Here is a 12,764-nt window from a genome sequence, read left to right as displayed (position 1 = left end):
TCACCACACCCACCCACCCGGCCGGTGGCCGACGACCCGACTCACAGCGCATCTCGACTGCAACAGCGATCCATCACTGATAGGCAGAGAAGCTCAAGCTAAACCCCTTCGCATTGAGCCGATGGGTGACGACCCGTCTGCTGCTGCCTGCGAAAGAGTTGAGGTCATCAGGCACTCAGCATCGGCAATACCCTCCAGGCTCGTAAGACGTTGACCCAGAGGCTCATTTGTTCTGCTCCTTCGCTCCGCCGACTACCCGTCTCCCTAGCGAAGACTTTTGAGAAGGACCACTCCAAAATCAGCGAGCCGGAACGCCACGATGAGTGGCCTCTTCCCAGGCCAAGGCGGACTTGGGCCTTCCACTTGCCATCAGAGACCCTCCGGTGACCCACGTCACATGTCCCTACGTGGCGGCCACTCAGCCAGCGCCGACGCCCCAGCGACCGTTGTCCAATGGGCCATGGGGGCGAAAACGGTTGACTCCGCCCCCAGTGGTCAATTCAATCCGCCGAAACGCCCAAACAGGTCAAAAGCGGGCGTCCGATCCATTGAGATCCGTTCCGTAATTGCGCCTCCCCTTTTCGCCCCTCTAAGGTGTTCGTGGACGCCGACGCCACCGGGCCCGGCCGACTGAGGGGGCTTTATGGGCACACCCGCGCACGAGCACTGGACCGACCTCACTGTCCGCCACCCCGACGACGTCCGCACGATCACGGGCGGACGGGTCTCGCTCTCCTGGCAGGTGGAGAAGCGCGCAGGCCATGTCGACCGCTGATGAACAGGACACTGCCTGCGGACTTCCCCGACCCTGTCGAGCGTGGTGACGCTGGCGATGTGCTGGCCGTGCTCGCCCTGTCGGAGTCGATGCGGCGCGACCTCACCGCCCGCCGCGCGGGCGACATCCGAGAGGCCCTTTTTCTCGGGGCCACCTGGACCGAGATTGCGGCCGCGATCGACGCCACACCGGACGAGGCCCGCGCCGTCCTGCGCGACTGGACTGAGCGTCAGCACCTGCTCCACCAGAGAGAAGTCGAGCGCGGCCGGCCGCTGGGCAGCGACGAGGATCGCCATGCCGCGGTGCTCGCTCTGATCGAGCTGGCAGACGACGAGCCGATGGCGGCCGGCGCATGACCGACCGCGTGTACCTGCGCCACTCCACCGACAAGCAGACCGACGCCCGCCAGCGCCACGCGCTCGCCCGCCTCATCAAAGTTGGGGCGCCGGTGTACGACGACCCGGCGACCTCCAGTCGCCTCCTGTCGCTACACCGCACGGGCTTCCAGCAGCTGCTCGATGAAGCCGCCGTAGGCGACACCATCCGGATCGCCGACGCCGCGCGGCTCTTCCGTTCGGTCGCCGACGTCATCGCACTGCGCCCCGTCCTCATCCGGCGCGGCCTGCACCTCAAGGTCGAATCCGGGCTTCTCTCCGGGATCGACCTGGCGGCCGACGACGCCGGCACCAAGATGGTCGTCTCCGTGCTCGCCGCGGTACTGGAGTTCCAGCGCGACATGATCTCGGAGAACACCAAAGAGGGCGTCGCCGCCGCAGCAGCCTCCGGCAAGACCCTCGGGCGCCCGACCGCGCTCACGGAGGACCAGGCCGCCGCCGTCGTTGCCGCGTACACCGAGCAGGGCACCGCCGTGAAAGCACTCGCCCGGCAGTACGGCACATCGCCCAAGACGATCCGGCGCATCCTCGACGACGCCGGAGCCCGCGAGGTGAGCGAGCACCAGTCCGGGGACGTCGACCAGCCCGGTCCGGTCGACGGCGAGGAGGAGCCCGCCGTCGACCGGACCGTGGTGGTCGACGTCCCCGGACTGGTCGCCGAACACCTGCAGGACTCCGGAGACGAGACGATCCACCGCTTCCTCGAAGACGGGCAGACGATCCGCCGGGGCCAGGGGTACTCGGTGCGGGTGCCCGCTCCGTTGTCCGTGCACGTATCGATGATCGAGCAGTCCTCCGCAGGACTCATGCAGTCGCCAGCCGGCCGCAAGGCCCACCGGATCCACTCCGCCCGGGTGACCTCTGTACGGATCACGGACTGACCGCACAGCAGAGCCCCGCACCGATCGGTACGGGGCTCTTTGCTGGTCAGAGTGGCTCGTCAGCTTGCCAACTTGCTGGCTAGCTGGCTTGTTCCTCCGTCCGGGTCCGCACCTCTTGGTCCAGGACGTCTCCTGCCTTGCCGCTGCGGCCCATGGCCTGGCTCACCCCTCCCGAGCCAGCACGGCGACGGCGAAAGCGGGCAGCGCGCACATCACGGCGGGGATGTCCGACCGCTCGGCCCGGCAGATCGCAACGATGCAGACGACGGTGACGCACGCGGTGCCCAGGGCGGCAACGGCGAGGGTGTTGGTGTCCATGGGGACCTCCGGTCTCGGGGGCCCGGAGCAATGAACCCCGGGCGGTATGACAAACGGTTCAGGCCCTCCCTCGTCACGGCCGCCGGCGCAGCAGCGCTGCGACGAGACCGGGCAGGGCTCGCAGCACAGCGACGACGTCGGAGCGGTGGGCCCGCAGGATCGCAACGATGCACACGAGCGTCGCGCACAGCAGGGCGATTCCGAGCACGAGCGGCAGAGCGGCGAGCAGGGCGAGGTAGTCCATGGGGGCATCTCCTGGTTGAGGGCGTGCGGGGGTAGGGCGGTGGCGGTGCGGAGGGAAAAGTCCTCCCGTCCCGGACAAGGGAGGGAGGTGCATCGTGGGTACTGCTGTGCAGGCTGGCAGAGTTCTGGCCGCTGAGACCGTCGTCCAGACAATCGGTGGGTCATGCGGCGGGGCAGGTAGATCAGCAGGTGGTGCAGCCGTATTCAAGGGAGTCGGAGACCTAGGCGCGCAAGCCCGCCCTGTTGTGGCACCGAGCGCGAGCCAGGAGCAGGGTGGAGAGATGACCGTGCCTGTCACTGTTCACCAGCTCAGCGCCGATGGTGGCCGCAGGGTGTCGGTACGAACTCGCGGCCGGACCCAGATCTTGGGCACCGCCTACAGCGACCGCGATCTCATCGAGTTCCTACGAAGAGCCGGCCTCAACGAAGGCAACGCCTTGCTCGACGACCCGGACACAGTTCGCTGGCTCGGGGGTGGCCCGCACGAGTGGGTCGCCGCATAAGGACTGCTGCGGACTCACCACACGAGAGAGCCCCACACCAGATGGTGTGGGGCTCTCTCGTGTGGTCAGAGCTGTTCGCCTGCTCGTCCAGCCAGGAGCGCCTTGCTTCGTCCAGGGCGTCCTGGATCTCGAAGTCGTGGGTCACGCGCCAGACCTTGAGCCGCTCCTGCAGCTCGGCATCCACGTAACTGCCGAAGGCCGGACGGCGCCGACCGATCCGCCCCGCGGCTGATCATAGGGGCGGGGCGGGGCGGGGCGCTGCGTAGGCGCGGGCGGTGCCGTCCGCACCTGGGCGATTGCGGGAATCAGCCGGTGCTGTCGAACCGGTCGCTCAGGTATCGCAGGATCCGGCGACGGGTGGCGTCGTCCAGGCCCCTCAGTGAGTCGATGCACTCCTGCAGCGCGTCCAGCTCGTCACGGGACTGCTGCGCGGGCAGGCCGGCCTCGGCCCGGAAATCCCTGGCGAGCTCGGAGACCCACCCGACCGACCACCCAGTGAGCTGAGCGAGGCGCCGCACGGTAGTGCCGTCGGCGACACCCGTCCGCACCGTTTCCGTGGCGGCCTCCTGAGTCATCTTCTCGGGCGGGGCTGTGTCTGCGGAGGAAGGCATGGGGCGACCGTAAGACCCCGTCTGTACTACGGAGGGAACGTTGCTGGAACATCGCTCGAAAGAGGCCCCCGGGTCTTGGGGGCCCTCGTCGTTCGTCTACTCCCTGTTGTAGCCGAGCCAGCCGCGCGATCGTGATGGCCGCTGTCTGTTTCATGGGCTCTCTTCGCCGGGGCGGAGATCGGCCGGTCGGCGGTTACAGTCCACGCGAAGGGGGCCGGAGCCACTGGCATTGGCTCCGGCCCCCTTCATCTGGCGGGCGAGGACGGGTCAGTCGGTGTCCTCATGCGGTTCGAGCAGCGCGAAGTACGTCGTGCGCTGCTGCTCGGTCAGCTCGCCGTCGAGGTCGAGAGCCGACCGCAGCGAGCGCAGCGCGTCGGCAGCGGGCACGTCCCACTTCGTGTGGGCCTGCTGCTGGATCTCCCCGATCGTTCCGTACGCCTCGCCGGGGAAGTGCCGGACGTACCAGTCGAGCATCTTGGCCACCGCCGGGGTCAGGTTCAGGTGCCACCACTTCCCCGCCACGCGGTCGTCCTCGTCGTCGGCGAACATGTCGAGCGAGTCCTGCCAGTCGTAGAGAACCGCGGCCCGGACGGTCCGTCCCAGGTGCTCGGTGGGAATGATGCGCTCCAGACTGACGGCGACGGACCAGGCGAGCTCGCCCGCGATCTCCGCGACGGACTCCTTGTTCCGCTGGCGCAGCACCCACCGCTTGCGCACGTCGGGCCGGTCGAACAGCGTGTGCTGGAAGTCGGTGACGAACCGGTCGCGCACCTCGGCCGCGCCCGGCGAGAGGCTGTCGCGGTCGCCGGCGGACATGGCGGCCCCGACGCCTTCGTAGGAACGCTGACGGGACTCCGCCCAGTCCTCGGCCACCGCCCGCGCCCACTGGTCGCGGCCGCCGACGACGGCCTGCGGCAGCGGCACCTCGCTGTTGCCGCGCGAGATGTAGGCGCGCAGCGTCGAGGCGGTGATGCCGCCCAGCTCGGCCATCTCCGGGGCGCCGAGCAGCTGCGAGCCGGTCAGCTCCGGGCTGGAGACATCGACCACGCACCGCTCCAGCTCCAGCACGCCGGCCTGCTCCCGGCGGCGCTCGGCCCACAGCGCCAGGTGGTCGAGCCAGTTGTCCGGCCGGGCGGCGTCCGCCTCGAAGGTTGCCACCTTGCCGACGTACGCCTTGGCCGGGTCGGCGCGGCCGTCGAGCATGTCGGCGGCGGTGACGGTGACGGCGGCGCGGGCCTTGCGACGGTCGTGGGCCTGGTCGACCGGATTCCAGACCTGTCCGGGCCGGTACCAGGTGGTGCCGTTGAACCAGTAGCCACCGGCGCGGAACAGCAGCTGGTCCTGCGTCCACTGGGTGTGCCAGGAGGAGGTGTCGCCGTCGCGCATCAGCAGCACGGTCCGGCCGTGCTCGGGGTGGAAGCGGACCACCCAGCCGAGGGAGTGCTTCATCGGGTCGGTGGTGAAGGCGTGCCAGCCGCCGTCGGCACGGTTGTTGTCGAAGCGGCCCCACATCCCGTCGGCCTTGTTGCGGCCGATGGCCTCGATGGCCTCGGGGCCGTCGTCGAGGGGGAGGTGGGAGTCGTCGACGAACGGCAGGCCCGGCACCGGATGGTCGGTGCGCAGTCCGTTGGCGAGCGGGAGAACGTGACTCAAGGCTGATTCCTCAATTTGCTTCGAGTGCTGCATTCCTCGTGCAGCACTGAACGTACCCCCTTGTACATGCGTGGCAATCCTCGTTGTGCAGCCATTTCCGGCCAACCTGCCGGACAGGCGTCTGTAAGTCGCCGAATGGAGGGATCGCGTCGGATAACCTTTCCTTATCCGATGCGACAAACAGGGCATGGATGAACTGTCAGTCCGGGCGTTGGAAGGGGAGGGAACCCAGACATGAGCATGCACCCCGACCTACCGGACACGCTGGTCCACTTCACCGGCCGCCCCCGGCGGCAGGGCGACGAGCCGCCGGACTTCGCCCGGGGCAGCGCCGAGGAACGCATGGTGAGCATCCTGCACGGCGGTGCGCTGCGCGGGGCGCGGGATTTCTGGGCCGACGCCCCGGTGCTCTGCTTCAGCGAGGTCACCGAGACCGCCCGCCGTGTCATGCTCCGCGACGGAGTGGGCGGCCGCGGGCCGTACGAGCCCTGGGGCGTGGTGCTCGACCGCCAGAAACTCATCCAGGCCGGTGCTCGGCCCGTTCTCTACCTCTCCCGCGAGGAGATGCAGCAGACGCAGCACCTGCCAACGCCGCTGCGCAACCGACGGGTCCGCTACGACCCGGGCTCCTCGGACTGGCTGCACGAGCGGGAGTGGCGGCTGTGCTTCGAGGAAGGGGAGACGTCAGAGCTGCCTGTCACCCGTGACCTCGTCGTCGGCGTCATCGTCGGCACCCGGGGCTGGATGCCGCCGCCGCGAACTGCTGCTCCGGCAGAAGCGGTGGCCGACCTGCAGGAGAGGGTGAAGTCGGCGCGGGCCGAGATGGAGTCCCTGCAGGCGGAGATCGGCGCTCTGCCGGGCTTTCACGGCATGAGCGTCCGCGTGAGCACGACGAGCACCCGGTTCGCCGGGGCCGCCGACCGCCTGGCCCGCTGGTACTGGAACGGCGAAGACCTCGTTCCGGACGACGCCTTCGACATACGGGAACAGCAGAGGCGGTCCGGCGAGCACGGCCCGGGCATCGGATTCGAACTCGGCTGGAGCTCCGGCTACACCGGGAACGAGGAGGAAGCCTGGTGACCGCGGTAACGGAGACGACCATCGTCGACGCCGTCGGGCCGGACGGCTCGCCGCTCCGGCTGGCCCCGGCGACGGCAAGCGAACGGCAGACGCTCATCGAGCGGTGGGCGGAGCGGCACGGCGTCGACGCCGCGCGACGGCTGGCCGAGGCGGAGGACCTGGCCGATGCGGTCGCCGCCGAGATCACCCCGGACAACACCACCGACACCTACAGCAAGAGCTGGCGGGTGTGGGAACGCTTCTGCGCCGCCACCGACCTACCGGAACTGGAGGCGACCCGCGGCTCCCTGGTGGCATTCGTGACGTGGATGCTGCGCGAGGGCCAGCAGACCGGCAACGGTTACGCCCCCAACTCCGCCTCCACCCACCTCGCGGCCGCCGTCGTCGGGCTGCGCCAGCGCGGCGTGACCGTCTCCGGCGAAGACCAGGCCGCGGCCCGGGCCGCTCTGGAGGGCTTGGCGGTCAAGCTCCTACAGAACGGCGAGCGGCGCGGCCGCGGACAGGCGGTCGGCGCCGATGTCGACGGCCTGCGCGCCATCGCCCGCGCCTGCCCCGACACTCTCACCGGCGCCCGGGACAAGGCCCTCACGCTCACCGGCTTCCACTACGCCTCCCGCTCCCAGGTCCCGGCCGGGCTCCTGGAGGGCGACGTCACCCTGCACCCTTGCGGCCTGGTCGTCGCCATCCTCACCGGCAAGACCAAGCACTCCGTGCGCAACGCCAAGATTGGCTACGCCGACGACCCAGAGATCTGCCCGGTCCGCGCCTGGGCCGCCTACCGCACCCGGCTCGCGGCCGAGGCCGAACCGCGCTGGAGCCGCCCCGATGCCCCCGCCTTCGTGGGCATCGACCGGTGGGGCCACATCACCGGCGGCATGGGGCCCGACTCCGTCACCCGCGCCATCAAGCGCATCTCCGACCGGGCCCGGGTGCCGGTCCTGTGGACCGGCCACTCCCTGCGCATCGGTCTCGCCTCCGTCAGCCGCGCCAAGGGCAAGGACGCCATCGCCATCGCCGACCAGGGCGGCTGGGCCCGCCACTCCCGCAGCATGCTCATCTACATGCAGCGCGACGACGGCTGGGACGACAACGCCTCCGCCGGCCTCACCTGAAGCGATATGCAGATCGCCAAATAGAAGGAGGCCCGGGGTACGCCCCCGGGCCCCCTCTGCGGATCTGCTCGGCGGGGAGGGACGAGGGTGCACAACCTCGCTGGTCCCTCTCCCAACATCTCTGCTCGAAACCTTCCCTAGGGACGACGAGCAGGGACTGCTGAACTGATCCTCGGTCATGCACCTTTGTGATCGCGGGAGATGGGGGTACGACCCTCCCCGCGGTCCGCCTCGGCCTGACCTGTCTCTGAGACTAGAGCACTCGGTGCGGTCAGCGCCAACTTTCTTTTAGGGGGAGCCCCGTGACCCCCGTAGTCACCCCTACGCTTGAACCTGGCGAGTGTGCCTTCTGCCTGATGCGCTACCTACCTTTGTGGCGGAGGTACTGCTCGTTTATGCCCGGCACTACAGTACTTAATGAACTTACCCTAACTGTCAGGACTGTGAGGACCCGGTGCGAACGGACGAAACAGGCAGCGTCGACGTCAAGGCCCCCTCGCCTCAAGCGCTGAAGATCGCGGAAAGCGCGGGGCGAGGGGGCAGGCGCAACGCGCAGGTTCGGATCAGCTTCATCGAGCGAGCCCTTCACACCGACGAGGCACCGCCACTGGCACGGATGCTGCGCGGCGGGCGTGGCGGGCAGGTCAGGCTCAAGCTCTACCTGAGTTACCTCTGGCTGCAGAAGGACGACAGCGCCCGACAACTCGCCATCCGGCACAGCGCCTGGGCTGGCCTGTTGGACCTCCGCGACCCGAAGTCGGCCGGTGCACGCCGGATCAGCGACGCTCACACGTGGCTTGAGGAAAATCGATTCATCGAGGTTGCGAGGGGAGGACGGAACAACCTGGTGACCGTTCTCGACGAGAACGGGAAAGGGACACCATGGGTCGCTCCTGGTGCCGCCGCGAAGAAGGAGAAGGAGGAGGACACCAGTGGCTTGGGGGCGCTACTTCACCGGTACGTCCAGATTCCGAAGACTTTCTGGACGGAGGGCTACATCTCCGTCCTGTCCGGGGCTGGCGTAGCCATGTTCCTTGCCCTGCTGAGCGAGGCCGGCGGGCTGGGCAGCGGGCACCCCCTCTGGTTCAGCCCTCGTGAAGCGGAGAGGCGCTTCGCCCTCAGCGAGGACACCAGGAGCAAGGGCCTTCGTGAACTATCCGACGCCAGGCTCATCACCACCAAGCGTCGTTCAGTGAACGAAACGGACTTCGAGGCCAAGGCGCTCCACCTGCGCAACGTGCACTTCCTGGAGAAGGAGCGCCTCAGCGAGACGGCAAGCATTTCTCCCCGACGGCGCGTGGTGCGCCTCCCCAAGGGATTTCTGGACGCGGAAGGCTGACGGGGCCGACGGGCTGGACACGGTCCGACGGGAAGAACTGCCATCCCCCGCCTAGGCCGAGGGATGGCTGAGGCGTCGTTCGAGGTGGATCTCGGTGAAGACGGCGACCTTGGCGCGCAGCGCCCAGGGGTCGAAGGGCTTGCTGATGTAGTCGACCGCGCCGGCGGCGTAACCGCGGGCGGTGTGCTCGGGGTCGATGCCCATCGCGGTGAGAAAGATGATCGGCACGTCCCGGTTGCGGGGGCGTCGCTTGATGTGGGCGGCGGTCTCGTAGCCGTCCATCCCGGGCATCTGCACGTCCATGATGATGACGGCGAAGTTGTCATGGTGGAGCAGCGCCTTCAGGGCGTCACGCCCGGAGGAGACGGTGACGAGCTCCTGATCCAGCGTCTCCAGCACGGCAGTCATACGAGCAGGTTGTCGGGCTGGTCGTCCACGACGAGGACCTTGGGCATGGGCATGGGCATCGGCTGCGGCAGCGGGGCCGGGTGCTCGACGGCTTCGAGCTGGCGCTCCAGCAGATCGCAGCGCGCCTCCGCACCTGCCCGCTGCTCCCGCGCCTCCTGGAGCTCGTTGCCCAGCCGGGTCACTTCCTGACGCAGGACGTCGCGTTCTCCCAGAAGTTTGGATACATCGGGGTGGGCGGCTGCCAGCTGGCCAGCGCGCTCGCGCTCGGCGGTGAGCGTCGCCTCCATCTGGTTGAGGCGTACCTCCAGGTCGGCGATGCGGTGCTTGCGGTCCAGCAGGACGTCGCCGCGGACGCTCGAGCGCCGCGAGACGTGGTCCGCGTCGGCCAGCTGCTGCTCGATGATCTGCGCCGCGTGCTTGGGTGAGGAGTTGGCGTCGAACGCCGACTCATAGAGGCCGCGCACGTGCTTGATGGTCTCGGGGGTAACGGTGGTGCCGCGGTGCCCGGCGAGATCCGTCGGCATGTTCATAATCGCCGACCAAGGGGGCATCCGGGTGCCGTTGAGGTAGCGGGAGAACGTTCCCGGGTCGCGCTGGCGCCGTGCTGAGTACCGGCGCACCGAGACTCCGAGTCCCTCGAACAGCTCGCGCAGTACCTCGGCGAGCGCCCTCGACTCCTTCGTCAGGTCCCGCCCCAGGGGGCGCAGTTCACCCATGGTCGTGTGCCTTCCCGCATGCCTCGCCGGATCCCGGCGTGATCAGGCGGTCAAAGAACGCAGTCGCCAGGCCGGTGACGGCGAAGCCATCGTGATCATCGTCGTGGTCGGCCTGACGGCCGGGCTCGTCGCCGTCGCAGGGGTGCCCAGCCCCGACGTCCTGACGCTGCTCTCCGGTGCTGGCCTCATCGCCGGAGGCACCATCGCGCTGAGCACCCGGTTCTCCCTTCGGGCTCTCAGAGTGGCCCTCCGTGCTGCGCTCACTGCTGCGTGAGGGAGGCTTCATGGGGAGGACCGAGAAGAAGATCGAGACGGCCAACACCGCTCTCCGGGACCTGGTGGAGTGGCTGCGGGCCTACCGAAAGGCGGCGGGGCTGACCTATCGGGAGCTGGCGGTACGCGCCGGTCTGCATGCGACGACCTTGCAGCGGGCTGCTTCCGCCAACACGGTTCCTGGACTGAATGTCGTTCTGGCATACGCCCGAGGATGCGACATGCTCGTCGAGGACGCCCATTTGCTATGGAAGCGGGCCAGACGCGAACAGGCGCGGTCCGGCAGGCCCGGTGGTCGGCCGGCACCGGTGCCAAGCCTCGTAAGCGACCGCGCCGAACTGAGTTCCGCGCTTCGGGCCCTGTACGAGGAAGTGGGCGATCCGTTACTGACGCCGCCTCCCGCGACACGCCGCGTAGTTTGCGGCTGGTGTCCGAGGTAGGAGTCCGGGGCCAATCCGTACAGAGACGCCCCTTCCATACGGGGCCGATGAATCGAGCAGGAGACAGGGGGCTACGCCCTGGGGGCGTCACGGCTTCCGACGGAGCATCGCAGCCACGAGACCGGGCAGAGTACGCAGCACGGCGACGACGTCGCCCCGGTGAGCCCTGAGGAGCGCGACGAGGCTGATGAGGGTGAAGCAGAGCAGCGCAACGACGAGCGCGACCGGTACGGCGGTGGCGAGCAGAGCGATGTAGTCCACGGGGTGTCTCCTGAGTTGAGGGCGTGCGGGGGTAGGGCGGTGGCGGTGCGGAGAGAAAAAGTCCTCCCGTCCCGGACTGGCCGGCGGCGGACAAGCCGCTTTCAGCAGGCATGAAGGGCAAGGGACGCAAGCGGTGGTACTTGCTCTGTAGATGTCCCAGGCAGCGCTCTGCACGCCGCTTCGTCGTACAAATTGGCCATCCAGGCAATGGATCGCTGCTGCTCAGTGGTGCTTCCAATGGAGCGTCGGGCCACGGGTGACGCTTCGCTGGCACCCGTGGACAGCGATTCATCACCGTGACCGATGCCGTACTGCACGAGGCCCACCGCGACAACGCCACGCACCGCGACATGACTGCGCGGGTGCCTCTGCTCTTGTCCAAGAGGGTCGAGTGCTTAGCCGCGCAACCCCTCAGCGCGATGACTTTCACCGCGATCTGGACACAGCCGGGACCCAAGCCGGTCTCCGCGCCCCCAGCTACGTACATCCACGGGATGTCACGCCGTGGGCCCTTGGATGCACTACTTGGTGTATCCGGGTGCTGCGCACCGTTGACCGCCTGCACGGATGGAGACCTGGCCACCATGGACCCTGTACTGAGCGGCGTGCTCGTTGCGCTGGCTGGCGCGGTTGTGCGCCTGCTGTATCAATGGATCACATGTCGCACTGTCGTGCGACTGGCCCAACTGCATCAGAACGGTGCGAGTGAGCGCGCCCGGTGCCTGCCCGCGGGAAGCCGAATGACAGAGCGCCTGGCAGGGCAGGAAACCACCATCGAGGTCGGCATACCTCACACGGGCGGCAGTCATGGATGAACCCACGACCATCGATTACGCGGTGGCCAAGAGGGGCAAGAAAGTCGCCCCCCGCCGGCCCGCAGAAGGAGCACAACTCTTGGGACAGCGCGCCGAACTTGCGCTGTTCTACCACCGTCACGTGGCGGGCATGATCCGGTTCGTGATGCGGCTGGGCGCCACCTCACATGAGGCAGCTGACGCAGTCCATACCGCCTTCACCGAGGCCTTTCCGCGCTGGGCGCAGATCACCGCGCCGAACGCCTGGCTACGCACCGTCGCGGCCCGCAGCTACTACCTTCGCCAGACCGCAGGACGGGAACACCCAACTGCGCTGATGCCGGATCTACCCGGCGACGCCTCCCCGTTTGAGGCCGTCACCCTCAAAGAGGAAGAGCAGCGCGTCTATACCGCCCTAGCCTCACTGCCCCCGCGGCAACGACACGTCATGGCCTGGCACCTCGATGGCTTCACCCATTCAGAAATCGCCAGTGCCCTGGGCACCACGCCCGAAGCAGTCCGCCAAAACTACGCTCGCGCCCGAGCAGCCCTGAAGCGCTGCCTCGGCCTGGCCTCCAAGGAGGGGCGATGATCGACCACACCACCGAAAACGAGTACACCAGCGACGATGTCCTGCTGGATGAGATCCTCGCCCGCGCCGAGGAGGGCGTACTAGAGACGCTGTCGTCTCGCGTGGACCCGGACGCGGGACTGGCGGACATCTTCTTTCGGAACCCGCCGCGAAGCACCTCAAGGCGCACCCGTCGCCGTACTGCGCAGGCAGGGCAAGCGGAAGAAGCACGACGTCCCTGACCGCTGGTCTCCCATGTATTGGATGCAGCATGGACAGCATCCTGTCTCGGAATGCTGCGACCTGTGGGAAGGGCGAGCGTCGCGGTGGCGAGGTGATCGGCGAAGTCGCCGAATCGTGCGGCCAGCAGCCGCTCGCCTTCGAACCTGCA

The 12,764-nt window shown here is 68.2% G+C and carries 15 protein-coding genes and 1 pseudogene; 10 read left to right on the top strand and 6 right to left on the bottom strand.

The annotated features are described in order from the left end of the window. Positions 1-643: 643 nt before the first annotated feature. From ACZ607_RS34175 to ACZ607_RS34165, 3 genes are read left to right on the top strand one after another with little or no spacing between them, the layout of a single operon-like run. Positions 644-775 carry a hypothetical protein gene (locus ACZ607_RS34175; RefSeq protein WP_469741621.1) on the top strand — a complete coding sequence of 44 codons (132 nt, stop codon included), beginning with the start codon at positions 644-646 and terminating at the stop codon, positions 773-775. Then, positions 775-1,131: a hypothetical protein gene (locus ACZ607_RS34170; protein ID WP_469741618.1), complete on the top strand. Its 357-nt coding sequence runs from the start codon at positions 775-777 to the stop codon at positions 1,129-1,131. The genes ACZ607_RS34175 and ACZ607_RS34170 overlap by 1 nt, the downstream gene beginning before the upstream one ends. Further along, the gene (locus ACZ607_RS34165) at positions 1,128-2,051 is read left to right on the top strand and encodes a recombinase family protein (RefSeq protein WP_469741616.1); all 924 of its coding nucleotides are present in this window, start codon (positions 1,128-1,130) and stop codon (positions 2,049-2,051) included. The genes ACZ607_RS34170 and ACZ607_RS34165 overlap by 4 nt, the downstream gene beginning before the upstream one ends. 162 nt (positions 2,052-2,213) lie before the next feature. On the opposite strand, the gene ACZ607_RS34160 is transcribed toward ACZ607_RS34165, so the two are convergent. From ACZ607_RS34160 to ACZ607_RS34145, 4 genes are all read right to left on the bottom strand, one after another. Beyond that, a complete protein-coding gene (locus ACZ607_RS34160; protein WP_469741614.1) occupies positions 2,214-2,369 on the bottom strand; it encodes a hypothetical protein in 156 nt (51 codons plus the stop codon). A 73-nt stretch (positions 2,370-2,442) separates the two neighbouring features. Continuing rightward, positions 2,443-2,613, bottom strand: a complete 171-nt coding sequence (locus ACZ607_RS34155) for a hypothetical protein (RefSeq protein WP_388206080.1) — start codon at positions 2,611-2,613, stop codon at positions 2,443-2,445. A gap of 807 nt (positions 2,614-3,420) precedes the next feature. Next, the gene (locus ACZ607_RS34150; protein WP_469741611.1) at positions 3,421-3,726 is read right to left on the bottom strand and encodes a hypothetical protein; all 306 of its coding nucleotides are present in this window, start codon (positions 3,724-3,726) and stop codon (positions 3,421-3,423) included. A 267-nt stretch (positions 3,727-3,993) separates the two neighbouring features. Continuing rightward, positions 3,994-5,379, bottom strand: a complete 1,386-nt coding sequence (locus tag ACZ607_RS34145) for a hypothetical protein (protein WP_469741607.1) — start codon at positions 5,377-5,379, stop codon at positions 3,994-3,996. A 234-nt stretch (positions 5,380-5,613) separates the two neighbouring features. On the opposite strand from ACZ607_RS34145, the gene ACZ607_RS34140 reads away from it, so the two are divergent. The 3 genes from ACZ607_RS34140 (at position 5,614) to ACZ607_RS34130 (ending at position 8,910) form a co-directional block, all read left to right on the top strand. Then, positions 5,614-6,459: a hypothetical protein gene (locus ACZ607_RS34140; protein WP_469741605.1), complete on the top strand. Its 846-nt coding sequence runs from the start codon at positions 5,614-5,616 to the stop codon at positions 6,457-6,459. Further along, complete coding sequence (locus ACZ607_RS34135; protein ID WP_469741603.1) at positions 6,456-7,571, top strand: site-specific integrase; 1,116 nt, start codon at positions 6,456-6,458, stop codon at positions 7,569-7,571. Before ACZ607_RS34140 ends, ACZ607_RS34135 begins: the two co-directional genes overlap by 4 nt. A 454-nt stretch (positions 7,572-8,025) precedes the next feature. Next, on the top strand, positions 8,026-8,910 hold the full coding sequence (locus ACZ607_RS34130; RefSeq protein ID WP_469741601.1) for a hypothetical protein: 885 nt from the start codon (positions 8,026-8,028) through the stop codon (positions 8,908-8,910). A 51-nt stretch (positions 8,911-8,961) separates the two neighbouring features. Here ACZ607_RS34130 and ACZ607_RS34125 read toward each other — a convergent pair. Beyond that, positions 8,962-10,034, bottom strand: a pseudogene (locus ACZ607_RS34125) (response regulator). On the opposite strand from ACZ607_RS34125, the gene ACZ607_RS34120 reads away from it, so the two are divergent. Both ACZ607_RS34120 and ACZ607_RS34115 read left to right on the top strand, forming a co-directional pair. Beyond that, positions 10,033-10,308, top strand: coding sequence for a hypothetical protein (locus ACZ607_RS34120; protein WP_469741599.1), 276 nt, complete (start codon positions 10,033-10,035; stop codon positions 10,306-10,308). The pseudogene ACZ607_RS34125 and the gene ACZ607_RS34120 overlap by 2 nt on opposite strands. Further along, positions 10,286-10,747: a helix-turn-helix domain-containing protein gene (locus tag ACZ607_RS34115; RefSeq protein WP_469741597.1), complete on the top strand. Its 462-nt coding sequence runs from the start codon at positions 10,286-10,288 to the stop codon at positions 10,745-10,747. The genes ACZ607_RS34120 and ACZ607_RS34115 overlap by 23 nt, the downstream gene beginning before the upstream one ends. 87 nt (positions 10,748-10,834) lie before the next feature. On the opposite strand, the gene ACZ607_RS34110 is transcribed toward ACZ607_RS34115, so the two are convergent. Continuing rightward, positions 10,835-11,008, bottom strand: a complete 174-nt coding sequence (locus ACZ607_RS34110) for a hypothetical protein (protein ID WP_469741595.1) — start codon at positions 11,006-11,008, stop codon at positions 10,835-10,837. 807 nt (positions 11,009-11,815) lie between these two features. On the opposite strand from ACZ607_RS34110, the gene ACZ607_RS34105 reads away from it, so the two are divergent. Both ACZ607_RS34105 and ACZ607_RS34100 read left to right on the top strand, forming a co-directional pair. Next, entirely contained in the window at positions 11,816-12,394 is a 579-nt protein-coding gene (locus tag ACZ607_RS34105) for an RNA polymerase sigma factor (RefSeq protein ID WP_469741593.1), read from the top strand. Beyond that, positions 12,391-12,615, top strand: coding sequence for a hypothetical protein (locus tag ACZ607_RS34100; RefSeq protein WP_469741591.1), 225 nt, complete (start codon positions 12,391-12,393; stop codon positions 12,613-12,615). The genes ACZ607_RS34105 and ACZ607_RS34100 overlap by 4 nt, the downstream gene beginning before the upstream one ends. Positions 12,616-12,764 lie beyond the last annotated feature (149 nt).

This window comes from Streptomyces sp. NPDC104381, from assembly GCF_055583745.1.
This window is presented reverse-complemented; position numbering and strand designations above follow the sequence as displayed.